We start from the raw sequence: 24,064 nt of genomic DNA, 5'->3' as shown, positions 1-24,064 counted from the left end.
AGACTAGTAAGAATAGGAGAAATTATGAACCTCATTAGAAAATTAGCCTGGTTTTTTAAGTTGGAAAAGCGGCGCTATATCATCGGTATCTTGGCCTTGTCCTTGGTCAGTGTCTTCAATCTGATACCACCCAGAGTCATCGGTCAGGTTATTGACCGAATTGCTAGCAAGCATCTGACTTCTCAAGAGCTGCTCTTTAATTTGCTGTTGCTGATTGCTTCAGCTTTTATCATGTACGGCCTGCGTTATGTCTGGCGCCTTTATATCTTAGGGACGTCCAATAATCTGGGACGGATTCTGCGCTCTCGATTGTTCGAGCACTTTACTCACATGTCTCCCTCTTTTTATCAGAAATACCGTACAGGTGACTTGATGGCTCATGCGACCAACGATATCAATGCAATTGTCAGTCTGGCTGGGGGTGGAGTCATGTCAGCTGTGGATGCTTCTATTACAGCCCTGGTGACCCTGCTGACTATGTTTTTCGTTTTGGACTGGCGGCTAACCTTGATTGCCATTGTGCCCATGCCCTTCTTGTCGTGGGGTACGGGCTTGATTGGCCGAAAAAATCATGAAAGTTTTAAGGCTGCTCAAGAGGCATTTTCGGATTTGAACAATAAGGTTCAGGAGAGTGTTTCAGGGATTCGAGTGACCAAGTCCTTTGGCTATCAGGAGGCAGAGACTCAGTCTTTTGCCAAGACCAATCAGGAAGTCTACGAAAAGAACGTTTTGGCTGCCAAGTACGATTCTCTTTTTGATCCCTTGGTTTTGCTTTTTATCGGTCTTTCTTATGTTTTGACCTTGATTTTCGGTGGGATTTTTATCTCCCAAGGGCAATTCACCATAGGAGAGTTGGTTACCTTTATCACCTATCTGGATATGCTGGTTTGGCCACTGCAGGCTACAGGCTATCTTTTTAACATCGGCCAGCGAGGGGCTGTTTCTTATGAGCGGATTGAGAAACTGCTGGCTCAGGAGTCAGATGTCAAGGAAGCTGAACAGCCTCTCTCTCATGCGGAAAATGGTCGATTGGATTATGACATTCAGAAGTTTTCTTATTCAGAAGAGGTTAGCCTATCGGATATTCATTTTTCCATTGAGCAGGGACAGACACTGGGAATTGTCGGTCAGACGGGCTCAGGGAAGACCACTCTTCTGCGCTTGCTGCTGCGGGAGCAAGATATTCAGGAGGGGGCTATCTATTTGAATGGACATGATATCCGGGAGTACCGTCTCAAAGACTTGCGCCGTCTCATCGGCTATGTACCACAGGAACAGATGCTCTTTGCTCTGTCCATTCGGGACAATATCCGCTTTGCTAATCCCCAGCTGACAGATAGCCAGGTTCTAGCTGCCGCTCAACTCTGCGGTGTGTATGAGGATATTCAGGCTATGCCAGAGGGGCTGAATACGGTTGTCGGTGAGCGGGGCTTGTCTCTGTCTGGTGGGCAGAAGCAGCGCTTGGCGATGAGTCGGGCTATTATTACCAATCCTGAAATTCTGATTTTGGATGATTCCTTGTCGGCTGTTGATGCCAAGACAGAGCATCTGATTTTAGAAAATTTAAAGTCTGAGCGTGCTGGCAAGACAACCATCATCACAGCTCATCGGCTGTCAGCTTTGGTACATGCAGACCTGATTTTGGTCATGGAAGAGGGGCGGATCAAGGAGCGGGGAACTCACCAAGAGCTATTGGAGCAAGAGGGCTGGTATGCCCAGACATACCATAATCAGCAGCTGGCAGAAAGCTTGAAGGAGGAAGATTAATATGAAAAAGAAAGCAACTTTTCATCGCCTCCTTGGCTATATGTGGCGCTACAGGATAGTGAGCAGCATGGCTTTGACATTTATCCTGCTGACGACTCTGGTAACAACAGCATTGCCGCTCTTGGCCCGCTATTTTATTGATCAATTTATCGGCCGTAACCAAGCCTGGGCTGGCCTGCCTTTGCTGGCTCTTTACTATGGCCTTTTCCTCTTGCGGGTACTTTTTACCTTCTTGGGAAAGTATTTCTTTGCGCGTGTGGCTCAAAGCGTGGTTCGGGACTTGCGACAGGAAAGCTTTGCCAATATCCAGCGTCTGCAAATGGCTTATTTTGATAGGACGCCAGCTGGTGCTATCGTTTCCCGCCTGACCAATGATACTCAGGCAGTCGCAGATATGTTCAGTGAGATTTTTTCTAATTTTTTGAGCTCCTTGCTGATTTTAGTTGTTACTTTGAGCGCTATGTTTGCTCTCAACTGGCAATTGACCCTGATGATTGCTCTCTTTTTACCTCTGATGGCAGCTTCTATCTTGCTTTATCAGCATTTATCCAATCGTCAGCTGAAGCAGGTCCGGAATAAACTCAGCGATTTGAATGTCAAGCTATCTGAGAGTATTGAAGGGATGCGGATTATCCAAGCTTTTGGGCAAGAGAAGCGCTTGCTGCGGGAATTTGAAGAAATCAACGGTCAGCATTTAGGCTTTACCAATCGCTATCTCAATATCAACAGTCTCTTTCTGAGACCGGCCATGTCCCTGCTGAAAATCTTGGCTTATGGAGTGATTCTGACTTACTTTGGCTTGACTTGGCAAGTGGCGGGTATTACAGCAGGTATTATGTATGCCTTTATCCAGTATGTTAATCAGCTTTTTAATCCTTTGATTGATGTTATGCAGAATTACTCTGTTTTACAGACATCTATGGTTGCTGCGGAACGGGTTTTTGAAATTATGGACCGCACCGACTACGAGCCTGATCAGGCTAATCTAAACTTGCAAATTCAGGATGGCAATATTGAATTCAAGCATGTTTCCTTTTCCTATGATGGAAAGCGTAATGTTTTACAGGATATTTCCTTTTCTGTCAAAAAAGGCCAGACGATTGCCTTTGTGGGTTCGACTGGCTCTGGTAAATCCTCTATTATTAATCTTTTCCTACGTTTTTATGAGTTTGAGCAGGGACAGATTTTGATTGATGGCCGTGATATTAAAGACTTTAGTCAGGCGGAGCTGCGGCGAAAGATTGGCCTTGTTTTGCAGGATCCCTTCCTTTATCATGGTACCGTTGCTTCCAATATTCAGCTTTACCAAGAGCAGCTGACGCGAGAAGAAATTATAGAAGCGGCTAAGTTTGTAGATGCTCATGGCTTTATCAGTCAGCTCCCTCAAGGATATGATGCCCCTGTGACTGAGCGGGGAGCGACTTTTTCTAGCGGACAAAGGCAGCTTCTAGCCTTTGCCAGAACCATCGCCACCAAACCTAAAATCTTGATTTTGGATGAGGCGACAGCCAATATTGATTCGGAGACAGAAGAGCTGATTCAAACCTCACTGAGAAAGATGCGGCAGGGTCGGACAACCATTGCCATTGCCCACCGTCTGTCTACCATTCAGGATGCCGACTGCATCTATGTCTTAGATAAGGGGTGCATTATCGAATCCGGCAGCCACGAAGAATTGCTAGCTCAAGATGGCACCTATAAGAAAATGTACCAACTGCAGGCTGGGATGATGGAGTCTTGAAAAACCTGATTATAAATGAAAGGTGTAGAATTCCAAATGAATTCTACACCTGTTTTAAATAGTCTTTTAATTTCTCTAAATTTTCTTCCAAGTTATCATAAGGCAGCTTGGCATACTGGTAAGGGCAGCTAGCAAGGTAACTCTGTTCAAAGAAGTCAAGCGGCAGGCTGCTGTGTTTGAGAGCACTGACGGAAGAAAGTGACCTCAAGTCTAACAGAATGCCATCCTTGGTCAGATAGCTGGATAGTGGAAGCTGAGCTTGTTCTAGCAGTGTCTGCGCCTTTCTTGCTTCCTCTTCTTGAAGCTGCAGCAGCGCCAGCCTATTTTTTTCAAACATGAGACTGTCGATATAGAGCGATAGAGCCTTCTGCATGATGAGGTTGCTGTCATAGTCCACGGCGCTTTTGTAAGCGATAAAGGTCTTTTGAATCTGGGGTGGAAGGAGCAGGGCAGTAATCCTTAGGGCCGGGAAAAGGCTGGTAGAAAAGGACTTGATGTAGATGACCCGCTGGCTATTGTCTAGATAGTGAAAGGTTAGTTCCCGCCGTCCATCAAAGTCTGATAGATAGTCATCCTCTACGATATAGACATCATAGAGCTGTGCCAGCCGAAGAATCTCTTCCTTTTCCTGCCGACTGTAGGAGTGGCCCAAGGGATAATGAAAACGCGGGATAGTGTAGAAAAACTTGATCTTTCCGCTTTTAAAAATCCTCTCCAGTTCTTGCAGGTCAATCCCCTGTGGTGCTCTTTCAATGGTTTCATAAGGAAGTTTTTGCGCTAGCAGAAGATCATTAATCCGATGGTAGGTCGGCTGCTCCACCAAGATACGCTCTTTTTGGTTGGGAAAGTCAATCTGTGAAAGGATATAGAGGGCCTGTTGGGTGCCGGAAGTCAGTACCAACTGATCCCTAGAAGCATAGACAGCAGAGTCCAGCATCAGTTTTTGAACAGAGCGGCGCAGATCCTCCAGTCCTTCCTGCTGAGGATAGTAGTTGAAGAGATAATTTTCTCGGCCAATCAGAGTTTCATTTACACAGAGTCGGAAATCCTCATAGGCTTGGTGGCGGTCATCCCTCACAGGCAACTCCAAATCTTGCTTTTTTTCCTGAGCATTCTCCAGCACATAGTAGCCGCTTTTGGGAACGGCATAGATGTACTTCTGATATTTGAGCTCAATCAGAGCCTTCTGCGCAGTATCCTTACTGCAGTGGTAACGCTCTGCAAGCTTCCGGACAGAAGGAATTTTCTGACCAGTTGCCAATTTTCCCTCTTTAATATCCTTAGTAATCTTATCAATTATGCGTTGGTATTTTGCTTTAACCATAAAACTGTCCCCATACAGATTTGATTTTTTCATATTGTAACTCATTTTCAGATATTTTACAATAGAGAGCAAGTAGGAGGAGTCATGAAAACAAAAACAGTTATTCTGGCCACAGATATTTCTGGCTTAGGTAAGGTTGCTGCAACAGCTGCCCTGCCACTCTTTGCAATTTGCCAGCTAGAGGTTGCTCTCTTGCCAACCATGATTTTGTCGTCTCATACAGGCGGTTTTTCAGACATCTATATAGATGATTATACGCATGGGATGCTTGCCTTTTTGAAACAATGGCAGAGCTTGGAATTCGATTTTTCAGCTCTGGTAACAGGATATTTGAAATCTGACATACAGGTGGAAAATTTGCTGCGCTTTAAAAAGGAAAAAAGCTTGCCCCTTATCGTGGATCCTATCATGGGAGACAAGGGGACTTTTTATCAGGGATTTTCAGATGCCCATCTAGACCATATGCGTCGCCTCTGCCAACATGCCGATTTGGTTCTGCCCAATTTGACTGAAGCCTGTTTGTTGTTAGAAGAATCCTACGAAGAGAGTTTATCAGAAGATAGATGGGAGGACTACTGCAAACGTTTGGCTGAGTTAGGACCGAGCAAGGTCTTGTTGACTGGCTTGCCCATGAAAGAAAAGCAGATTGGTGTGGCCTATTTTGATGCGGCGACAGAAGAGTTTAACCTCTTTTCTAGTCCAGCTCTGCCCCAGCAATTTTTTGGAACGGGTGATATATTGACGACACTTGTAGCTGCGGCTTTTGTTCAGGGGATTGACATCAAACAAGCCCTGCCGGTGATTTTGAAATTTATTGAAAAGAGCTTGGCCTTTAGCTTTAAAGAGCAAATAGATCCAAAGAAGGGCGTTGTTTACCAGCCCTATCTAGGAGAGCTTTTCGCTGATTTTCAAGCCTTAATGGAGGAAAAATATGAAGAAACAAACACTTGATTTGCAAACCTTAACCATGATTAGTTTATTTGCTGCTTTGATTTTTTTGAGCATTCAGTTTTTTAAAATTCCTGTGGGAGCTCAGTTTATTCACTTTGGGAATGCACTGGTGGTAGTGGGCTGTCTGATTTTTGGCAGTAAGCTCGGTTTTTTAGCGGCTGCTATCGGATTGGGAATATTTGACTTGCTAAATGGTTATGCAGCGGAAATCCCAGTTATCTTGCTAGAAGCTCTTGCGGTAGCCGTGGTGATTCATTTTCTGTATGAAGGACTCTTTCAGAGAAAGGATCGACTAAGAAATATTCTTGTGACAGCAGTAGCAGCTGCTTTGGTGAAGATTGTGCTTAATATCCTCAAGTACACTCTGATAGGAACACTGTTTGGCGGGAGTAGTTTACCAGCAGCCTTTTTGCTGGCAGTAGCTGAGATTACTGGTACATTTGGCTCCAGTCTAGCGACAGTCATTGCTGTCCCAATCTTATATCCAATCTTTAAGCAAGTCAGAAAAGCGCACAAGCAAAGAAGGACTCTGGAAAAGCAAGGATGAATCAATAAACAGCATAAAAAAAGAAACCGTCTGAGAATTCTCGGACGGTTTTAGTGTATTTGTCTTACATAAAATAAACGATAGCAAGGTATTGCAGGGCAGAGGCTGCTAGAATGAAAAGGTGCCAAATCATGTGGAAGTAGGGCTTCTTTTGAGCATAGAAGCCAGCTCCTACAGTATAGCAGAGGCCACCAGCCAGCATGAGTCCCCAGAATACAGGTCCGGTTTGACCGATAATCTGCGGAATGATAAAGACAACCAGCCAGCCCATAATCAAATAGAGAGCTAAGCTGAATTTTTCATTGACCTTCTTAGCGAAAATTTTGTAGAGAATGCCAAAGATGGTCGTGCCCCACTGGATAGCAATGATGAGATAGCCAAACCAGTTATTCATCAGAGACAGTACAACTGGAGTGTAACTTCCAGCGATGGCGATATAAATCATGGAGTGGTCGATAATGCGCAAGATATACTTGTGAGTAGAGCCATAGGACATAGAGTGATAAACTGTCGAGGAGAGGAACATGAGAAAGAGGCTGATGACAAAGATAGAAGTTCCGACAGCAGCCACCAAGCCGTGCTCTTCATAGCTATAAATGGCTGAGATAGGCAGCAGAATCAGCATCAGAACAGCCCCTACCGCATGGGTAACAGAGTTGGCAATTTCCTCTCCAAAGGATAGTTTTTTACTGAGTTTAAGCGCGTAGTTCAAGATTTTCTTCCTCCTCATTTGGTACTTGGATTAGGGATAAGGTCTTTTGATAGAGTTTGACCGTCTGGCAGGCAGTGGAAATGATAGGTACCACCTCTAGTTTATTGCCGTTCATATAGTCAACGAAGTCATCATAAAGCTCTCGCGAATCTGCTTCTTTATGCAGTATATTTAAAGTAGCTGAAATTTCCTGGATAGAAAAGACCGTTTTTAAGGTCGTAATGGCAATCAAGCGAGCTACTTGGCGACGTTGATATTTTTTCTTGACAGGCTTGGCAACATAACCGTGCTTGACATAGTTGTTAATCATAGAAGCGGTTAGTCCCTTGTCAGCAGCTGAAATGGAAGAGCCACAGACATTGTTTACATAGAGCAGAACTTGGTCCAAATATAGCTCCAGATCTGGTAATTCGTCCCACTTGGGAAAAACTTGTTGAGCGTTCAAATCTTTATCACTTTCCTATCTAGTCTTTATAACTAGATGATAACATCTCTGTAAATCAAAGTCAAGCAAAAAATAGAATGTCCCATTGAAATTTGATATAATTTTAAAAAGAAGAAAGGGAGGTTTCAGATGAAAAAACAAACAATCTTTGATATGGTAGCCTTCCTAGGCAGTCTGATTTTTTGGTTTTGGCTCTATATGCGCTTTTTTTATGCCTACGTAGCCGTCGTCTTTTACAAGAATCAGCCAGAGTGGAACCTGCTGATACCAGCTTCTATCATCCTGACTTTGACAGCTATCAGCTCGCTTTTTATTCGCGGCCTCTATAGTCGGCACATTCCTCGTTGGCTGGTGCTAGCCAGTTACACCCTCTATTTTCTCATTCTATTCTATGCCCTCTTTTTGAAAAATATCGGCAGGCAGGGCTTTAGTCTGGACCTGCAGTCTTTTACCTATAATTGGATTTATGGAGATAAGCTGGTACCAACCATGAATATCATTATGTTCATTCCGCTGGGCTTTCTCTGCAAGCTGTCATGGAAACATGTGGCTTATTTTACCTTGGCTATCAGTCTGGTTGAGGGGAGCCAATATCTCTTTCACCTGGGTATTTTTGACTTGGGTGATATCTTGACTAACTTGCTAGGCTTCATCATTGGCAGCTATCTACTAGAGACAGCCTTGGGAAAATGGGTTGTCCGCCATATTCACTAAATGAAAGAAGGAAACTATGAAAATTCTTATCCCAACTGCTAAAGAGTTGAATCTGTCTGCGCCATCCGCAATCCCGAATCTACCTTCAGCACAAACCCAAACTGTGTTGGATGAGTTGGCAACCATGTCAGTAACTGACTTGGCATCATTTTATAAAATCTCCCCAGAAAGAGCGGAGGTAGAGTGGCAAGCCATTCAGGCTTTGCGAGAAGGAACTGCGCAGCATGCTCCAGCACTTTATCTATTTGATGGCCTTATGTACCGCCATATCAAGAGGCAGGGCTATACCAAGAAGGAAAGTCAGTATATCGAGAACCACCTTGCCATCACATCAGCGCTTTACGGTGTTATCCCAGCCCTGGAGCCCATAGCGCCTCATCGCTTGGACTTTATGATGCCACTCAAGTTAGATGGGAAGAGTCTCAAGGCTTTTTGGAAAGAAGCTTATGACCAAGCACTGGCAGAAGATGAGATGATTTTCTCCCTCCTGTCCAGCGAGTTTGAAACGGTCTTTTCCAAGGAAATCCGCCAGCGCATGATAGGTTTCAAGTTTCTAGAAAACCGTGGTGGCAAGCTGAAAGTCCATTCGACCATTTCTAAAAAAGCGCGTGGTGAGTTTTTAACAGCTCTAATAACTAACAAAGTGACAGAAGTCGAACAGATGAAAAAATTAAGCTTTGCAGGCTTCACCTACCGACCTGATCTATCTAGTGAACAAGAGTTGGTTTATGTCAAGGAAGTGTGAAAAGGGGAAATCAAGTCAAGTGCTATCACTGCTCGGAACGCTATCAGTGAATTGGTTGGGGTAGATACAAGAGATAAGCAAAATCAGCAGGTAGAGTTCAGCTATACTACAGAAATTGCTGGGATGGAAGCAGGCCGTCAGGCATGCAATCAAATGCTGCAGGCTGTCAGTGACTTTAGCGCAGCTGTCCTGACTCAGGCTAATAAATTTCCTGATATAGCTTATAAAATTGAAAAGCGTGATGTAGAACAGGCGCAACGTTGGAGAAACTGATGATAAAAGATAAAAATCAAGAAAAACGTGAGCAATTACATAAGAAAATCATTCAGCTTGAGAATTAAGAAGAAGATCTTTTAGTTCTCAAAAGGCGTTATGAAGAGAAGGTAATGAATTTTCGTACAGATATTTGGACGATGAATGCCCAAATAGAAAACTTGATAGATCCCGTATCAGAGACTAGTTCTACCAGTCGTAAAATATGGGAAGAAAACCAAGCCTTGCAGCAAACAATAGATAGCTACGTAGAGCAGGAGTTGGACGATGTTTCCAAACAAACAAGGAAAGTTCAGCAAAAATTAGATGAAAACCGAGAAAAATTGACGAAAGAAAGGAACTCTTTACCATGGGAGTAAAATACAGTGCGTCAGAGTCTTCACAGCTGATGGAGGTCATGGCTAATAATATTCAAGTGGCCAATGAGGTGACAGACCGATTGACTCAGGGATGTGACCACCTGATAGCCACCCTAGACTCAGGAGAACTCATGGGAGCTGCCTATACAGCAGGGAAAGGCCTCTTTTCAGAGATTATCATTCCTGCTATTAAGAAACTGCAGGAAGCGGTTGATGACATTCAAACGGAGTTAAATTCATATAGGACTGCCGATGCTCAGGTAGCTGAGTACGGAAACCTCGACCTGGATCAGCTGAAGAAGACAAAAGAATTGAGAGAGTAGCAGCTAGCCTCTGTCAAAAAGGCTATTGAAGCAAAAGAATCATTCTTAGAGCGCATGAAGTCTATTGCTACATTTAATATCGTTTCTCACATGCAGTCTCTGGTGATTCTTTCTAGTGCAGAATCGCAAATTGAATCACAAATCAAAGAATTGGAAGAGAAGATTGAAAAGCTAGAGTTCTTTGTCGCTCAAGTTTCTCAATATTTCAGCGATAGTCTAGAAGTCCTCCGTCTAGCTATTCAAGGAGCCAGCCAGCTAAGCCAAGTCCTAGTAGACAGCAACGGTAATCACTATGTTGATGGAGTTGACATGAGCTGGGCCAAGAAGATGCAAGGACAGAAGATTGAAAGTATAAAATATGATTCTTCTAAGAATTCTAAGTATTTGGCTAAAGAATATGGAAATACTTTGAATAAGATAGAAAAAGCGTCTACTATTAGTGAAAAGAAATCAGCAGTAGAAGAATTTTTAAATAAGAATTTTCCAGATCTAGATGAAGAGGTACGGAGTAATCTAATTAGTGAGATTGCAGAAGGAGTTGATAAACAGTTAGCTAACAATCCGACTGTGGTCAAAAATTTACAGAAAGCTGGCCTTACCTGGGAGATGATTAAACAACTTAAGGCCTATTCACTTGGTCTAGACAGTCCAAATGTAGGCATTGGGTCAAATTTTGTAACGACAACAACTGAAGTTGTTGAGACTGCAAATGGACCTGAACTACAAACTAATTCCACTATCTTTGGTGGATTGCTTTCTAGAGGCGTTAACGCTGCTTTAGTTGCTTGGGACTATCAAAGTCAGATTGATGATGGAGCTGACATTGAGGATGCGGCTCTTAAAACGGCGGGACATTTCGGTATAGGAATTGTAGGTGCGAAAGTAGGCGCAAGCATAGGATCGTTTCTTGGTCTTCCTGGTACAATAGGTGGTACAGTTTTGGGATTTCTATTTGGTACAGCATATAGCTGGATGGGAAATCAAGTATTCGATGAACTTTATGATAGTTATGCAGAGCCTGTTGTGGAAAATGTTAAAAATTATATATTGGATGATGATAAGGGGACCCCAGGTACTGAGAGTTATTTGAATAATTTGGGACTTTAATAATATATTAATTGTAATTTTACCTTATAATCAAATTTTTTAAAAATAGAAAATAGGATATAAAATGATGAAAAAAGAATATTTAACCGAACTCTTAGCTTTTCAGGGTAGAAACTATTATTTTGACCCAAAAACTAATAAAATCTATGTCAATGTAGATAAACCAACATTCCATCTGGATCTCACGAATTATGTTCCTGCAGCTAGCATTCTGCTGCTACATGGATTTACTTCTATTTCGAATAGCCAGTTTTCCTTCCTGTGGAAGTTGATTTCTCTAGTATTGGGTTATATTATTCTTGGGTATTTAGTAGAATTACTTGTGAGAACAAAGAAGGAACTGTCATTTAAAGAGTTTCGCTTTGAAACGCTCCCCATTAAGGATGAATTTTTATATATTTTTAGTCGAAATGTATATGCGAAGCTTGTATTCGGTTTGTTTTTTACCTTTTTTGCAATTTATCATGCAACTGAGTATCTAAGCAGAGGTGTCTATGTCTCTTATTTGTTAAGTGATATTGGCTTCTTGATTGTTTATTTTTGTCTCATAAGGTCCCATTTATTCAAACAGATAAAAGTTCTAAAAAGATTAAAAAAGAAAAATACTTAGAATTCGAGAAGATTTTTAAAGGAGGTTTCTAATGACTGAGCTACTACCGATAGGGAGTGTTGTCCAACTTAAAAATGGACAAGTAAAAATTATGATTATTAACCGTTATCCTCTTTATGATAATAAGGGTGAAATTGGTTATTTAGACTATTCCGGTTGTGTATATCCTTTTGGTATGACAGATAATCAAGCTTGCTTTTTTAACCAAGAAGATATTGAAAAAGTTTGGTTTGAGGGGTATATAGATGAATCAGAAGAGAAAATGCTAGCAAAAATAGAAGATAAATTATCTCAAATTCCTTATCCTAAATATTCTTTAGCTGATTTATAATACCTGTTCCTGTCAGTAAAGCATTCTAAAAACCCCTCGCAATTATTTGCGAGGGGTTAGTGTCTTATAAGTTTTCTTTTCTTTTTATAATCTTCTCTTTTTAGTTAAGGGCTGCTAAAAGAGCATCAGCCTGTGCTGAGAGTTCAGCAAGTTTGTCTTCTGGGACAGTCAGTTGTCCAGTTCCCCATGCCTCTGGGTTGATACCAACACCTGTGAATGGTTCTACCACATTCATACGGATGAAAGGCAGAAGGCTGCGGTAGTGCTTGAATACTTCATCTGGTGATGTGCCGTTAGCTACAGATGAAACTGTAACAGCCTTAGCGTTCAAAGCAGATGGGCCAGTTGGGTCTGACAGATCCAGAGCGCGTGAAGCCCAGTCCAAGAGGTTTTTCACTACTCCTGGAATAGCCCAGTTGTAGACAGGTGAGAAAATCCAGATGGCATCAGCGGCCAAAATTTCTTCACGAACCTTAGTAACAGCAGCTGGAGCAGGGCTTTCGATGTCTTGGTTGAAGAATGGTACATCTTTGTAATCAAGATATGAAACTTCTGCCTTGCCAGCCAAAGCTTTTTCTGCTTGCTCAGCCAATTGGTGGTTGAAAGAACCTTGACGAAGCGAGCCGACGATGAATAATACTTTAGACATTGCATTGTCTCCTTTTTTATAAAATAAAGAGATATTTCTCTTGTTACAATATATGTTACAACATTAATTACTAGTTAGCAATTATTTAGCTCAATTTTTTGAAATTTTTTAAAATACGAATCAAATCCTGCTTATCGTCTTCTTCGAGAATGGACAGAGCTTGCTGGATATTTTTAATATGATCAGGCAGGGCGGCTTCAATTTTAGCTTTACCTTGTTTCGTCAGGCCAATCAAAAAAGCCCGGCGGTCATTTGGGTCGCAGGTGCGGACAATCCAGCCGTCGCGTTCCATATTTTTGATGACGACAGTCATGTTGCCAGAAGTAGCCAAAATACGGTCAATCAGGTCCTGAATACGCAGCTCTCCTTTGCTGTATAGGGTTTCTAAGACGGAAAACTGAGTAGGAGTCAAATCATGCTTTTTAAAAATTTGGGCTTCAATGGCACGGATAGTTCTTTCTGCCTTATGAAAGACAATCATGGTTTTCAAATCAAGCAGAGTTTCTTTGCTTAAATCGTCTGTAATCTTCATAACAATATTTTACCAATAAATAGTATCATATGCAAGGATATTGCTTTAGAATTTTGTGAATATTCTCATCAAAAAAAGATAGAAAAATAGGAGTATTTGTAGTATAATGACGGAGTGAAATATAAAAATAGAAATAAAGCCTATTTTCCAATTTGGCAGTACCTTATCGGTATTTTTATCGTTCTCAGCGTTCTTGTCTTTTCATTTTTTGCAGTTTTGCAAGTGTCTATGCAGCCGAGACAGTCGGTTAAGGAAGCAAGCAGCCGCTTGGCCAAAGAATATGCAGATCTTGAAAAAGTGGATTCTTTTGCTATCTACAATGGACAAGAATCTTACTACAGTCTGCTTGGCAAGACCAGTAAGGGTGTCGAAAAAGCTGTTTTGATTGCAAAAGATACCAATGAGATACGGGTCTATCGACTGGACCAAGGTGTCAGTCAGTCTAAAGCAGAGAGCATTGCCAAGGAAAATGGAGCAGGAACTATTGATAAGGTGACCATGGGCTATTTTCAGGATCAGCCCATCTGGGAAGTCAAGTCGGGAGGCACCTACTACCTGATAGGTTTTGAAAGCGGACAGTTGGTCAGCAAGGAGGGACTATGAAATTATCAAATCGTGTCTTAAAAATGGAAGAAAGCGTGACTTTGGCAACAGCAGCGCGTGCTAAGGCTTTGAAAGCGCAGGGGTGGGATATTCTATCTCTGACTCTGGGAGAGCCAGATTTTCCAACGCCTAAGAATATCCGAGATGCGGCTGTAGCAGCAATTGAGGATGGGCGTTCTAGCTTTTATACGGTGACTAGCGGTCTGCCAGAGCTAAAAGAAGCTGTAGTGGAGTATTTTGCCAACTATTACGGCTACACAATCCAGTCGAATCAAGTGACGGTGGCAACCGGAGCTAAATTCTCCCTCTACACCTTCTTTATGAGTGTGCTTGACCCAGGTGATGAAGCTATCATTCCGACGCCTTATTGGGTCAGCTACGGCGACCAGATTAAGATGGCCGAGGGGACTCCTGTTTTTGTTCAAGCCACTGAGGAAAATAATTTCAAGGTAACGGTGGAACAGCTGGAAGCTGCTCGTACTGATAAGACCAAGGTTTTGGTTTTGAACTCGCCGTCCAATCCGACGGGTATGATTTATACAGCGGATGAGCTGCGGGCGATTGGGAACTGGGCTGTAGAGCATGATATTCTGATTTTGGCAGACGACATCTATGGACGGCTGGTATATAACGGTAATACATTTACGCCAATTTCCAGTCTATCTGAGGAGATTCGCAAGCAGACGGTGGTCATCAATGGTGTCTCTAAGAGCTACTCCATGACAGGCTGGCGGATTGGCTACGCAGTTGGTGAGCCGGAGATTATAGCAGCTATGAGTAAGGTTGCAGGTCAGACGACTTCTAACCCAACAGCAGCGGCTCAATATGCAGCTATAGAAGCTCTGACTGGCAGTCAGGAAACGGTCGAGACTATGCGTCAAGCCTTTGAAGAGCGTCTCAATACCATCTATCCTCTCTTGGCTCAAGTGCCAGGATTTGAAGTGGTCAAGCCGCAAGGGGCCTTTTATCTCTTCCCAAATGTCAAGAAAGCCATGGAAATGAAGGGATATACTGATGTGACCGAGTTTACGACAGCAATTTTAGAAGAAGTTGGTGTAGCTCTGGTGACGGGAGCAGGCTTCGGTGCGCCAGAAAATGTCCGTCTTAGCTATGCGACAGATCTGGAAACACTCAAAGAAGCCGTTCAGCGCCTGCAGCAATTTATGGAGAGTAAATAGAGCTCTCAATCTTACACTACTTTCGAAGATTTATGAACAATAGATAAGGACGGACTCAGAGTTCGTCCTTTTCAGTTTCCCTCAACTGTACTGGCAAATAATTCGACAAAATGGTAAAATAATATAGAATTTATAAAATCGCTTTCAAGTTTTCTGGTTGAATTGAGAAGATTTTGTTCAGAAAATAAAAGCTAGGAGCAGTTGGAATTTAGCTGTCAGGGCTTGCAAACAGGAGTGAAAGGAGAACAATATGAAACGTCGTTTGATTTTCTTATTCTTGCTAGGCGGCCTAGTCTTATTAGGAGTTTATGTTTTCTTTGATTCAGAGCAGGGTTGGACCACTATTTCCCAGTCTAATTCGGATGAACCAAGCTACAGCCTACAAGCAAAAGATAATCGCTATTGTATCCACTATTATGAGAATTCCTCGGCCCGTAAGGATTGGTACTTGAATAATTACCAGCCAGGTTTAAATTTAAAGATGCGAACTTTGAATAGTGAGCAATTAAAAAATATTGAGGGGGGATCTGCAAAGCAGGAACTTTCTGGGACGGGCTATACGGATTTTACGATAGTTTATGAGACTCGCTATAATCCTCAGATTGAGCGAACCTATTTTAAAGTACATATTGAAGTTAATGATAAGGTAGATGTAGACACTAAGAAGAGCAGTATGACCTACTGGAAGACGGAAGAAGAGGTAAAGAATGATCCGCCAATTGATTAAATAGCAGCTATAAATGGCAGATTAACTTAGTAGAAGTCACTTTCTGATAGAAGTCACCATACGACTTAAAAATTTGAGGAGTATTTAGTTGAAGACGACGGTGTTTCGGTGTATAATAAAAGAAGTCCATTTGGTCTAGCCCTGCATTCTATTGACTTGCAGTGTCTTCCTCATGGTCTTTTTACTTAAGTAATAATAGGGATGAAGATTATTTTGTACAAAAGGAGATAAAATGGGTTTTATCAGAAAGGAAATAGGGGAAAGAGAGAAGAAGCTTCTCGAGGATTTTTCTATTGAAGAAAAAGAACTGGCTCTGCCATTTTTACTAGAGGATGAGAAGAGAGAAATTTTTCTCTGCGTCAAGCAATTTCGTATCGGGGAAGGGAAATATCAAGTCTTAGCCATGATTCTCGGAGGTCACTTGCTTGAATTTCGCCTAGAAGAAGAGCGGGCCGATAGATATCCAGTTCGCAATGAGGAAAATCAAAGTGTAAAAGGTCTATCGACAGAAACAATCTCCCAGCTTGTGATTCCCAAGGTTTTAAAAGGACGAGAGGACAAAATCGTAACAGTGATTCAACATGCCCTGTCGCAGATTAACCCTTATTATGATACAAAGATAAGGGAAGTAAACCACGTGGAGTACAGATAAAGAGGAGATAGGATATGGGATTATTAGAAAAGTGTCTGGATTTTTTACCAACTCGGCGGGCCGTCAGTGACATAGAAGAAGAGATGACTTGGGAGGAAGAATTTACCCCTAAAAGAGTTCACTACAAAGAAGATAGTAATAGCCCTCAGAAGGAGACTGAGGGAACAGCAACTCTTCCCCAAGAAGGAAGTTGGAAGTTCGTGCATGAGATGATTTCTGAAGAAGGGGTTGAGCTTTTAAAGGAAGCTGGTATTGATGACGAGCTAGTCTTTGAGACGGGCGATTGGGTTGCAGATCATGATTTGGGGATTTATCTGGTCCTTTATCGCTTTGGTGGCAGAACCAACTGGAAGAAAACCTATAAGCTAATCTTGCAAGGACAGGTGATTGAATTTAAGACCAAGACCATTTTTCATCAGCAGGATTTTTCTTATGAAGATGGGGAATTCACTAAGGGAGTGATTGTCAAAAATGTCTCTAATATGCTCCTGCCCTCGGCTTTCGAAGGTCAACAGCAGCGCGTGCTCCATATCATTCAAGCGGCTCTCTCAGCAGCTAGCCCAAGCTATGATACTGTCATTTACAGGGCGAACTTTGATTTGGTTTAGGAGGGGAAAATGATATATATTACAAGAGAAGATGTTTTGACTTGGCTGGACAAACATGAGCCAGTGGCCAATCGTCAGAAGGACATTGCGGCCTTTCATAAAGAACTGTCGTTTCGTCTGCAAAGAATGGACTTTCGACCGTCTACCAGTTCAAAAGATCCGCGGAGAGATGTTTGTGAAGATCCTGACCAAGAGCTCACTGTAGCCTTTACTCAGGACGGGGAGGGGAATTATGCGACGATTGACCAGAGTCCAGGAGGTCAGATTCTCAGCGATCAGCGCTTTAAGATGGCTTTGAAAAAAGTCTTGAACTATGATGATGACATGGTTGATCGACTGCTATATGGAACAAAAAATTAGTCCTCTTATTCAGAGAGAGTTATCCACCAGCCTTTAAGAGGCTGGTTTTTTAATTTTTCTGAGATTTAGCCTCTTCAAGGATAGCTATTGCAATCGCTTTATGGTAAAATATAGAACAGATGTCCGAAAGATTTGTCTTGAAATAAAGTGACATTTAGCAACCAATCTAGGAGGCAGATATGATTGATCATTTTGGGATTACAGTCAAGGATTTGGAAGCCAGCAAGCTTTTTTATCAGCAAGCTTTAGAGCCATTGGGCTACAAGATTGCCTTTGAAATTCCTCAGGCAGTAAGTTTTGCGGAGCCACGAACAGCTCCAGCTGGAGACTTTTGGTTAAGTCAGGGGCAATCAGATGCATCTCATTTTGCCTTTCGTGCTGAGACTAGAGAGCAAGTGGATGCTTTTTATCAAGCTGGTCTAGCAGCGGGAGGTCAAGATAATGGTGCCCCGAGTATTCGTCCTCAATATCACCAGCCTTACTATGCAGCCTTTGTCTTGGATCCAGATGGTAATAATGTCGAAGCAGTCTGTCATAAAGAATAAAAAATAGAAGAGAGAAAAAACGTGTCAAAGAAAATCGTAACAATTATTGATGTGAAAAATTATGTTGGTCAAGAAGTGACCATCGGTGCTTGGGTTGCCAATAAGTCAGGTAAGGGTAAGATTGCTTTCTTGCAGTTGCGCGATGGCTCTGCCTTTTTCCAAGGGGTGGCCTTCAAGCCTAACTTCATCGAAAAATTTGGCGAAGAAGAAGGACTGGCGAAGTTTGATACGATTAAAAAGCTTAGCCAAGAAACTTCTGTCTATGTGACAGGGATTGTCAAGGAAGACGAGCGCTCAAAATTTGGCTATGAGCTGGACATCACCGATATCGAAATCATCGGTGAGTCAAATGACTATCCAATCACGCCGAAAGAACATGGAACGGACTTCCTTATGGACAACCGTCATTTGTGGCTGCGTTCTCGTAAGCAAGTAGCTATGATGCAAATCCGCAATGCCATCATCTACGCTACCTATGAATTCTTTGACAAGAATGGCTTTATGAAGTTTGACAGCCCAATCTTGTCAGGAAATGCTGCAGAAGACTCAACTGAACTCTTTGAAACAGACTACTTCGGAACTCCAGCATACTTGAGTCAGTCAGGTCAGCTTTATCTGGAAGCAGGTGCCATGGCTCTTGGTCGTGTCTTTGACTTTGGTCCTGTATTCCGTGCTGAAAAATCAAAAACCCGTCGTCATTTGACTGAGTTTTGGATGATGGATGCAGAGTACTCATACTTGACACATGATGAGTCACTTGACTTGCAAGAAGCTTATGTTAAGGCTTTGATCCAAGGTGTTCTTGACCGTGCTCCTCAAGCTTTGGAAACCTTGGAACGTGATGTAGAACTCTTGAAACGCTATATTGCAGAGCCTTTCAAGCGTGTTAGCTATGATGAAGCGATTGACCTCTTGCAAGCGCATGAAAATGATGAGGATGCTGACTATGAGCATCTGGAACATGGAGATGACTTTGGTTCACCGCATGAAACATGGATTTCAAACCACTTTGGTGTACCAACCTTTGTCGTGAACTACCCAGCAGCTATCAAAGCTTTCTACATGAAGCCGGTTCCTGGAAATCCAGACCGCGTCCTCTGTGCAGACTTGCTTGCTCCAGAAGGCTACGGCGAAATCATCGGTGGTTCTATGCGTGAGGAAGACTACGATGCCCTCGTTGCTAAGATGAATGATCTTGGTATGGATACTTCAGAATATGAATTTTACTTGGATCTTCGTAAGTATGGAACAGTTCCACACGGTGGCTTCGGTATCGGTATCGAGCGCATGGTAACCTTTGTAGCAGGAACTAAGCATATCCGTGAAGCCATTCCATTCCCACGTATGCTGCACCGTATTAAACCGTAAATCAATAAAAACGCCCAGGGGGCGTTTTTTCAAAGCACTAGAAAGAAGAGGTGGAGATTATGTAACCAGCGGATTAACAAGTGATAAAGGATAGAAATGAAAAAACACTTGTTAAAGGAGAAAATATGTTTAAAAGAAGTTATCGGAAAAATATCGGCCTTATGGCCGGAGTTGAATTTTTTGCCTTTCTAGGCATTACTAGTTTTTGGATTTTATTTCTAAGTCAAAACGGCATGTCCCTTTGGCAGATTGGCCTTTTGGAAAGTATCTTTCATGCCACTAGCGTCATTTGTGAGATTCCTTCAGGGATGTTGGCGGATCGTTTTTCCTACAAGACCAATCTTTATCTGAGCCGGATAGCCGGGATTGTGTCTTCTGTTCTCATGTTGGCTGGGCAGGGGAACTTTTGGATCTATGCACTGGCTATGGTGATTAGTGCTTGGTCCTATAATTTTGATTCGGGGACAAGCGCAGCCATGGTCTATGATTCATCTGTGGAGGCCGGACTCAAGGAACGTTACTTATCCATCTCCAGTTTTATGTCTGGGGTGGCTGAAGCGACTCGGTCTTTGGGAACGGTCTGGGCCGGATTTTTTGTCCATGGACAATTGCATCTGACCTACTATATCATGATTGGTACCTCTATCATCGTTCTTTTCTTGACCTGGATGCTGAAAGAACCTAGTGTCAAAGCAGAGAATGCGGAACGTCTGACTATGAAAAAGATTATCTGGGCTGTCAAAGAGGAGTTGCAGAGAAATCCTAGTCTTTTCATCTGGATGATTCTTTCCCAAATCATCGGAACGCTGATGTGTATGTTTTATTTTTACTATCAAAATCAATTGCCTGACTTAAAAGATTGGCAGATTTCAGTAGTTATGCTAATTGGCAGTGCTTTGAATATCTTAGCGGTCTATCTGGCGAGTGTGATTGGAAAGAGATGTTCTGCCCTAAAACTTTTCCCTTCAGTGGTACTTTTAACTGGAGCAAGCTACCTGCTCTCCTATTTTGGCACGCCAATCATCTATATTGTGATTTATCTAATCAGCAACGCCTTGTATGCACTCTTTCAGCCGATTTTTGACAACGATTTGCAAAAGCAGCTGCCAAGTGAAGTACGGGCGACCATGCTCAGTGTTTATTCTATGATGTTCAGCTTGAGCATGATTGTCATTTTCCCTGTGACAGGCTGGTTGATTGATTACTTTGGCTTTGACTGGACTTTTATAGCTTTAGGCGGCTTCTTATTTGCTGTAACGCCATTTTTGTATATGAGTCTAAAGAAAATAAGCCAGAACTTACAAGAAGTCTAATATCAATGTTCTCTTTCTGCTGGTCAGAAGGAGAATATTTTTTACCCTTTGAAAATTATGGTAAAATAAATACAGTTTAATGGAGAAGTAGGCGGTATGAAAGATTTATTGAAATATTTCAAGGGCTATATCAGAGAGTCTTTGCTGGGGCCCTTGTTCAAGCTCTTGGAGGCCAGTTTTGAACTCTTGGTTCCGGTTTTGATTGCGGGGATTGTGGACGAGACCATTCCTAGACACGACAGCTCCCATCTCTACTGGATGGTTTTTCTTTTGATGGGCTTGGCTGCGCTGGGCGTGGTGGTAGCAGTGGTAGCCCAGTATTATTCGTCAAAGGCGGCAGTGGGCTTTACCCGCCAGATGACAAGTGATCTCTACCAGAAGATTCTGCGCTTGCCCAAGGCTAGTCGGGATGAGCTGACGACTTCTAGCTTGGTGACTCGACTGACGAGTGACACCTACCAGATCCAGACGGGAATCAATCAATTTCTTCGTCTCTTCCTGCGGGCGCCTATCATCGTTTTTGGCTCCATCATCATGGCCTTTACTATCAGTCCGGTCATTACCTTGTGGTTCTTGCTCATGGTAGCAATTTTAACGGCTATTATCGTTTTCATGTCTCGTCTGATGAATCCTCTCTATGCCAAAATTCGTCAGCTGACTGACCAGCTAGTCAATCTGACGCGTGAGCAGCTGCAGGGCATGCGGGTTATACGAGCTTTCGGTCAGACCCAGCGCGAGGTTCAGACCTTTCGCAATCGCAATGAGCTCTATAAAACCTGGCAAATCAGGACGGGAGCTCTGGCTAGTCTGATTAGTCCTCTGACCTTTCTTACGGTTAATGGTACTCTGATTGCTGTGATTTGGCAGGGCAATACCTTTATCGGCAAGGATTTGCTGACCCAGGGGATGCTAGTGGCCTTGGTCAATTATTTATTGCAAATTTTGGTAGAATTGCTCAAGCTAGCTATGCTCGTCAACTCACTCAATCAAAGCTATATCAGTGCAGGTCGTATCAGTCAGGTCTTCGATCAAGCAGAAGAAGATGTCCTGCAGGAATTAGTGCAGGAAACAGATCTGCCGAATCAAGCTATTAAAGTCCAGCAGGTTAGTTTTTCTTATCCAAATGCAGCTAGTCCTGCTTTGACTGGTCTGACTTTTGATTTGAAAAAAGGTCAGGCTTTGGGGGTTATTGGCGGGACAGGATCAGGTAAGTCTACTCTAGTTCAGCTGCTAGCTCATCTCTATCCAGTTGCTACTGGACAGTTGACCATTTTTTCACAAGGCCGAAGTCCCAAAAATCTGAGTGAATGGCGATCTTGGATTAGTCTGGTGCCTCAGAAGGCTGAGCTTTTTCAAGGAACTGTTCGCTCCAATCTGACCTTGGGTATGTCAAGCAAGCCAACAGATGCAGACTTGTGGCAGGCTTTAGAGATTGCTCAGGCAGCGGACTTTGTCTCTCAGAAGGAAGGGGGCTTGGATGCGACTGTAGAGGCCTTTGGTCGGAATTTTTCTGGAGGTCAGCGTCAACGTTTAACCATTGCCAGAGCTGTCTTGCGGAGGGCGCTTTTCTTGGTTTTAGATGATGCGACCTCAGCTCTGGACTATTTGACAGAGGCTAGACTCCTGCAGGCTATTAAGAATGAATTGACAGAGACCAGTCTGGTCTTGATCTCTCAGCGAACCAATAGCTTGCGCTCGGCGGATCAAATTTTAGTACTAGATAAGGGAGAACAGGTGGCCCTTGGTCGCCATGAGGAACTCCTAGTCAGCTCTGCCATTTACCGAGAAATCCATCACTCACAGCATAGCCAAGGAGAGGAGGACAAGCATGAAGCATAAGACATCACCTAGCAGCTTGAGGCGTTTGACTCGAGATTTGCTGCAGGCGCGCTGGCTCTTTTTCCTAGCTAGTCTGGGAACGGTGGCTCAAGTGGCTCTGACTGTTCTTCTACCAGTTTTAATCGGGAATGCGGTCGATAGCGTTCTTCTGCCTCAAGCGGACCAGCATTTGGTGCCGATTTTGGGCCAGATGTTGTTGGTCATCTTAGCCAATACGCTGATTCAGTGGCTCAATCCCTTGCTCTATAATCAGCTGGTTTATCGCTACAGTCAGCAGCTCCGTCAAGGTGTTATCAAGAAAGTACACTATCTGCCTTTGGCTTATCTGGACCGGCAGGGAACCGGAGACTTGGTTAGTCGGGTGACGACGGATTTGGAGCAGCTCAGCAATGGCCTACTTATGGTTTTTAATCAATTTTTTGTAGGTTTGCTGACCATCTTAGTGACTATCATTAGCATGGCCAGATTGGACTTTTTCCTCTTGCTTTTGGTTCTGCTTTTGACGCCCCTTTCTCTTTTCTTAGCGCGCTTTATTGCCAGAAAGAGTTTTAGCTTTTTCCAACGGCAGACGCAGGCAAGAGGAGAGCAGACCCAGCTGATTGAGGAAAGCCTGACCCAGGAAAGTTTGATTCAGGCTTTTAATGCTCAGGAGCAGTTTGATACAGCTTTTACTCGCAGTAATCAAACCTATGCAGACTATTCGCAGGCGGCTATTTTCTATTCTTCGACGGTCAATCCTTCGACTCGTTTTATCAATGCCCTGATTTATGCTTTGATTGTAGGCTTTGGGGCTGTCCGCATCATTCAGGGAACAGGCTTTACGGTTGGACAGCTGGTAACTTTTCTCAACTACGTCAACCAGTACACCAAGCCTTTCAACGATATATCGTCAGTCATGTCGGAATTGCAGAGCGCTTTAGCTTGTGCGGAGAGGATTTACAGCGTTTTGGACCAAGAAGAAATAGCAGAGTCTGGTCAGGAAATCCTCCAGTCGGAAGATGTCAGAGGACAGATTAGCTTTGAGCGTGTGGCTTTTGGCTATGAGCCTGGCAAAGAGCTGATTCAGGCTTTGAATATAAGGATTCCAGCAGCTAGTAAGGTTGCTATTGTCGGGCCGACCGGTGCTGGCAAGTCAACCCTGATTAATCTCCTCATGCGCTTTTACAATGTAGATAGTGGTCTTATTTCGCTAGACGATGTTCCCATCACGCATTACACCAGATCCTCTTATCGTCAGCAGTTCGGTATGGTACTGCAAGAGACTTGGCTCAAGACGGCGACTATTCACGACAACATAGCTTTTGGCCGGCCAAATGCCAGCCGAGAAGAGGTCATTGCAGCTGCCAAATCGGCCAATGCGCATTTCTTTATCCAGCAACTGCCTCAGGGGTATGACACCTATCTGGCGGATGCTGGGGACTCCCTGTCTCAAGGTCAGCGGCAGCTATTAACCATCGCGCGTGTCTTCCTTGCTGTTCCTAAAATCCTAATCTTGGATGAGGCGACTTCCTCCATTGATACCCGGACAGAAGTCTTGATTCAGGAGGCTTTCAGCAAGCTCATGGTGGGTCGTACTAGCTTCATCATTGCCCATCGCCTGTCTACTATTCAAAATGCTGACATCATCCTCGTTATGGTAGATGGTGATATCGTCGAACATGGAAATCATCAGGAGCTCATGGCAGCCAGAGGTGTTTATTACCAAATGCAGACGGCGCAGGAGTAGAAGGGGAGCTTTATT

Annotated in this window: 26 protein-coding genes and 1 pseudogene; 22 read left to right on the top strand and 5 right to left on the bottom strand. The window is 43.2% G+C overall.

Features of this window, described 5'->3' with window-relative positions; genetic code table 11:
• Positions 1-24: 24 nt before the first annotated feature.
• Complete coding sequence (locus PCY71_RS02655; RefSeq protein ID WP_301412426.1) at positions 25-1,767, top strand: ABC transporter transmembrane domain-containing protein; 1,743 nt, start codon at positions 25-27, stop codon at positions 1,765-1,767.
• A 1-nt stretch (position 1,768) separates the two neighbouring features.
• Positions 1,769-3,508, top strand: a complete 1,740-nt coding sequence (locus PCY71_RS02650) for an ABC transporter ATP-binding protein (protein WP_301412425.1) — start codon at positions 1,769-1,771, stop codon at positions 3,506-3,508.
• A 43-nt stretch (positions 3,509-3,551) separates the two neighbouring features.
• Here PCY71_RS02650 and PCY71_RS02645 read toward each other — a convergent pair whose 3' ends face one another.
• Positions 3,552-4,877, bottom strand: coding sequence for a PLP-dependent aminotransferase family protein (locus PCY71_RS02645; RefSeq protein WP_223337006.1), 1,326 nt, complete (start codon positions 4,875-4,877; stop codon positions 3,552-3,554).
• A gap of 39 nt (positions 4,878-4,916) precedes the next feature.
• Here PCY71_RS02645 and PCY71_RS02640 point away from each other — a divergent pair, with 39 nt between their 5' ends.
• Positions 4,917-5,783 carry a pyridoxamine kinase gene (locus PCY71_RS02640; RefSeq protein WP_223337005.1) on the top strand — a complete coding sequence of 289 codons (867 nt, stop codon included), beginning with the start codon at positions 4,917-4,919 and terminating at the stop codon, positions 5,781-5,783.
• Positions 5,764-6,330 (top strand): ECF transporter S component, encoded by a 567-nt coding sequence (locus PCY71_RS02635; RefSeq protein ID WP_301412424.1) that lies wholly within the window; start codon positions 5,764-5,766, stop codon positions 6,328-6,330. The genes PCY71_RS02640 and PCY71_RS02635 overlap by 20 nt, the downstream gene beginning before the upstream one ends.
• A gap of 64 nt (positions 6,331-6,394) precedes the next feature.
• Here the strand turns inward: PCY71_RS02635 and PCY71_RS02630 are convergent, their stop codons facing one another.
• Together PCY71_RS02630 and PCY71_RS02625 are read right to left on the bottom strand one after the other, a co-directional pair.
• A complete protein-coding gene (locus tag PCY71_RS02630; RefSeq protein ID WP_301412423.1) occupies positions 6,395-7,042 on the bottom strand; it encodes a hemolysin III family protein in 648 nt (215 codons plus the stop codon).
• Positions 7,026-7,487: a DUF1836 domain-containing protein gene (locus PCY71_RS02625; RefSeq protein WP_301412422.1), complete on the bottom strand. Its 462-nt coding sequence runs from the start codon at positions 7,485-7,487 to the stop codon at positions 7,026-7,028. The genes PCY71_RS02630 and PCY71_RS02625 overlap by 17 nt, the downstream gene beginning before the upstream one ends.
• A 129-nt stretch (positions 7,488-7,616) precedes the next feature.
• On the opposite strand from PCY71_RS02625, the gene PCY71_RS02620 reads away from it, so the two are divergent.
• The 7 genes and pseudogenes from PCY71_RS02620 to PCY71_RS02590 all read left to right on the top strand — a co-directional run bounded on the left by PCY71_RS02620 (position 7,617) and on the right by PCY71_RS02590 (position 11,949).
• The gene (locus PCY71_RS02620) at positions 7,617-8,201 is read left to right on the top strand and encodes a VanZ family protein (RefSeq protein ID WP_301412421.1); all 585 of its coding nucleotides are present in this window, start codon (positions 7,617-7,619) and stop codon (positions 8,199-8,201) included.
• A 16-nt stretch (positions 8,202-8,217) separates the two neighbouring features.
• Entirely contained in the window at positions 8,218-8,946 is a 729-nt protein-coding gene (gene yaaA / locus PCY71_RS02615; RefSeq protein ID WP_301412420.1) for a peroxide stress protein YaaA, read from the top strand.
• Between the two features lie 9 nt (positions 8,947-8,955).
• A complete protein-coding gene (locus PCY71_RS02610) occupies positions 8,956-9,219 on the top strand; it encodes a TIGR04197 family type VII secretion effector (RefSeq protein ID WP_301412453.1) in 264 nt (87 codons plus the stop codon).
• 113 nt (positions 9,220-9,332) lie between these two features.
• A complete protein-coding gene (locus tag PCY71_RS02605) occupies positions 9,333-9,578 on the top strand; it encodes a hypothetical protein (protein ID WP_004186523.1) in 246 nt (81 codons plus the stop codon).
• A pseudogene (locus PCY71_RS02600) lies at positions 9,569-10,252 on the top strand (ATP-binding protein); the annotation flags it as partial. The gene PCY71_RS02605 and the pseudogene PCY71_RS02600, both read left to right, overlap by 10 nt.
• An 820-nt stretch (positions 10,253-11,072) precedes the next feature.
• Positions 11,073-11,618, top strand: a complete 546-nt coding sequence (locus tag PCY71_RS02595) for a hypothetical protein (RefSeq protein WP_301412419.1) — start codon at positions 11,073-11,075, stop codon at positions 11,616-11,618.
• Positions 11,619-11,649: 31 nt separating this feature from the next.
• Complete coding sequence (locus PCY71_RS02590) at positions 11,650-11,949, top strand: DUF4176 domain-containing protein (protein ID WP_301412418.1); 300 nt, start codon at positions 11,650-11,652, stop codon at positions 11,947-11,949.
• A 100-nt stretch (positions 11,950-12,049) separates the two neighbouring features.
• Here the strand turns inward: PCY71_RS02590 and PCY71_RS02585 are convergent, their stop codons facing one another.
• Both PCY71_RS02585 and PCY71_RS02580 read right to left on the bottom strand, forming a co-directional pair.
• Entirely contained in the window at positions 12,050-12,598 is a 549-nt protein-coding gene (locus tag PCY71_RS02585) for an NADPH-dependent FMN reductase (RefSeq protein ID WP_301412417.1), read from the bottom strand.
• Positions 12,599-12,683: 85 nt separating this feature from the next.
• Positions 12,684-13,130 carry a MarR family winged helix-turn-helix transcriptional regulator gene (locus PCY71_RS02580; RefSeq protein ID WP_002900138.1) on the bottom strand — a complete coding sequence of 149 codons (447 nt, stop codon included), beginning with the start codon at positions 13,128-13,130 and terminating at the stop codon, positions 12,684-12,686.
• A gap of 114 nt (positions 13,131-13,244) precedes the next feature.
• On the opposite strand from PCY71_RS02580, the gene PCY71_RS02575 reads away from it, so the two are divergent.
• The 11 genes from PCY71_RS02575 (at position 13,245) to PCY71_RS02525 (ending at position 24,049) form a co-directional block, all read left to right on the top strand.
• A complete protein-coding gene (locus tag PCY71_RS02575; RefSeq protein WP_301412416.1) occupies positions 13,245-13,733 on the top strand; it encodes a DUF5590 domain-containing protein in 489 nt (162 codons plus the stop codon).
• Positions 13,730-14,911: a pyridoxal phosphate-dependent aminotransferase gene (locus PCY71_RS02570; RefSeq protein WP_301412415.1), complete on the top strand. Its 1,182-nt coding sequence runs from the start codon at positions 13,730-13,732 to the stop codon at positions 14,909-14,911. Before PCY71_RS02575 ends, PCY71_RS02570 begins: the two co-directional genes overlap by 4 nt.
• Before the next feature lie 250 nt (positions 14,912-15,161).
• The gene (locus PCY71_RS02565; protein WP_125439470.1) at positions 15,162-15,638 is read left to right on the top strand and encodes a hypothetical protein; all 477 of its coding nucleotides are present in this window, start codon (positions 15,162-15,164) and stop codon (positions 15,636-15,638) included.
• A 232-nt stretch (positions 15,639-15,870) separates the two neighbouring features.
• The gene (locus PCY71_RS02560) at positions 15,871-16,290 is read left to right on the top strand and encodes a hypothetical protein (protein ID WP_125439468.1); all 420 of its coding nucleotides are present in this window, start codon (positions 15,871-15,873) and stop codon (positions 16,288-16,290) included.
• 14 nt (positions 16,291-16,304) lie between these two features.
• A complete protein-coding gene (locus PCY71_RS02555; RefSeq protein ID WP_301412414.1) occupies positions 16,305-16,898 on the top strand; it encodes a hypothetical protein in 594 nt (197 codons plus the stop codon).
• 9 nt (positions 16,899-16,907) lie between these two features.
• Positions 16,908-17,258 carry a hypothetical protein gene (locus PCY71_RS02550; protein ID WP_002914952.1) on the top strand — a complete coding sequence of 117 codons (351 nt, stop codon included), beginning with the start codon at positions 16,908-16,910 and terminating at the stop codon, positions 17,256-17,258.
• A 179-nt stretch (positions 17,259-17,437) separates the two neighbouring features.
• A complete protein-coding gene (locus tag PCY71_RS02545) occupies positions 17,438-17,803 on the top strand; it encodes a VOC family protein (protein ID WP_125356842.1) in 366 nt (121 codons plus the stop codon).
• 21 nt (positions 17,804-17,824) lie between these two features.
• On the top strand, positions 17,825-19,171 hold the full coding sequence (asnS, locus tag PCY71_RS02540) for an asparagine--tRNA ligase (protein ID WP_125356843.1): 1,347 nt from the start codon (positions 17,825-17,827) through the stop codon (positions 19,169-19,171).
• 125 nt (positions 19,172-19,296) lie between these two features.
• The gene (locus tag PCY71_RS02535; protein WP_301412413.1) at positions 19,297-20,484 is read left to right on the top strand and encodes an MFS transporter; all 1,188 of its coding nucleotides are present in this window, start codon (positions 19,297-19,299) and stop codon (positions 20,482-20,484) included.
• A 96-nt stretch (positions 20,485-20,580) separates the two neighbouring features.
• Positions 20,581-22,323 (top strand): ABC transporter ATP-binding protein, encoded by a 1,743-nt coding sequence (locus PCY71_RS02530; RefSeq protein ID WP_301412412.1) that lies wholly within the window; start codon positions 20,581-20,583, stop codon positions 22,321-22,323.
• Positions 22,313-24,049, top strand: a complete 1,737-nt coding sequence (locus PCY71_RS02525) for an ABC transporter ATP-binding protein (protein ID WP_009659368.1) — start codon at positions 22,313-22,315, stop codon at positions 24,047-24,049. Before PCY71_RS02530 ends, PCY71_RS02525 begins: the two co-directional genes overlap by 11 nt.
• Positions 24,050-24,064 lie beyond the last annotated feature (15 nt).

The organism is Streptococcus sp. SN3 (assembly GCF_030439905.1).
The sequence above is the reverse complement of the archived record's forward strand: the minus strand, read 5'-3'. Positions and strand labels throughout refer to the sequence as shown.

Excerpts from the sequence above, each read along its gene's own strand:
- PCY71_RS02655 (WP_301412426.1), top strand. The coding sequence starts at position 25 with ATGAACCTCATTAGAAAATTAGCCTGGTTTTTTAAGTTGGAAAAGCGG.
- PCY71_RS02650 (WP_301412425.1), top strand. The coding sequence starts at position 1,769 with ATGAAAAAGAAAGCAACTTTTCATCGCCTCCTTGGCTATATGTGGCGC.
- PCY71_RS02645 (WP_223337006.1), bottom strand. The coding sequence starts at position 4,877 with ATGAGTTACAATATGAAAAAATCAAATCTGTATGGGGACAGTTTTATG.
- PCY71_RS02640 (WP_223337005.1), top strand. The coding sequence starts at position 4,917 with ATGAAAACAAAAACAGTTATTCTGGCCACAGATATTTCTGGCTTAGGT.
- PCY71_RS02635 (WP_301412424.1), top strand. The coding sequence starts at position 5,764 with ATGAAGAAACAAACACTTGATTTGCAAACCTTAACCATGATTAGTTTA.
- PCY71_RS02620 (WP_301412421.1), top strand. The coding sequence starts at position 7,617 with ATGAAAAAACAAACAATCTTTGATATGGTAGCCTTCCTAGGCAGTCTG.
- yaaA (WP_301412420.1), top strand. The coding sequence starts at position 8,218 with ATGAAAATTCTTATCCCAACTGCTAAAGAGTTGAATCTGTCTGCGCCA.
- PCY71_RS02605 (WP_004186523.1), top strand. The coding sequence starts at position 9,333 with ATGAATTTTCGTACAGATATTTGGACGATGAATGCCCAAATAGAAAAC.
- PCY71_RS02595 (WP_301412419.1), top strand. The coding sequence starts at position 11,073 with ATGATGAAAAAAGAATATTTAACCGAACTCTTAGCTTTTCAGGGTAGA.
- PCY71_RS02590 (WP_301412418.1), top strand. The coding sequence starts at position 11,650 with ATGACTGAGCTACTACCGATAGGGAGTGTTGTCCAACTTAAAAATGGA.
- PCY71_RS02585 (WP_301412417.1), bottom strand. The coding sequence starts at position 12,598 with ATGTCTAAAGTATTATTCATCGTCGGCTCGCTTCGTCAAGGTTCTTTC.
- PCY71_RS02580 (WP_002900138.1), bottom strand. The coding sequence starts at position 13,130 with ATGAAGATTACAGACGATTTAAGCAAAGAAACTCTGCTTGATTTGAAA.
- PCY71_RS02570 (WP_301412415.1), top strand. The coding sequence starts at position 13,730 with ATGAAATTATCAAATCGTGTCTTAAAAATGGAAGAAAGCGTGACTTTG.
- PCY71_RS02565 (WP_125439470.1), top strand. The coding sequence starts at position 15,162 with ATGAAACGTCGTTTGATTTTCTTATTCTTGCTAGGCGGCCTAGTCTTA.
- PCY71_RS02560 (WP_125439468.1), top strand. The coding sequence starts at position 15,871 with ATGGGTTTTATCAGAAAGGAAATAGGGGAAAGAGAGAAGAAGCTTCTC.
- PCY71_RS02555 (WP_301412414.1), top strand. The coding sequence starts at position 16,305 with ATGGGATTATTAGAAAAGTGTCTGGATTTTTTACCAACTCGGCGGGCC.
- PCY71_RS02550 (WP_002914952.1), top strand. The coding sequence starts at position 16,908 with ATGATATATATTACAAGAGAAGATGTTTTGACTTGGCTGGACAAACAT.
- PCY71_RS02545 (WP_125356842.1), top strand. The coding sequence starts at position 17,438 with ATGATTGATCATTTTGGGATTACAGTCAAGGATTTGGAAGCCAGCAAG.
- PCY71_RS02535 (WP_301412413.1), top strand. The coding sequence starts at position 19,297 with ATGTTTAAAAGAAGTTATCGGAAAAATATCGGCCTTATGGCCGGAGTT.
- PCY71_RS02530 (WP_301412412.1), top strand. The coding sequence starts at position 20,581 with ATGAAAGATTTATTGAAATATTTCAAGGGCTATATCAGAGAGTCTTTG.
- PCY71_RS02525 (WP_009659368.1), top strand. The coding sequence starts at position 22,313 with ATGAAGCATAAGACATCACCTAGCAGCTTGAGGCGTTTGACTCGAGAT.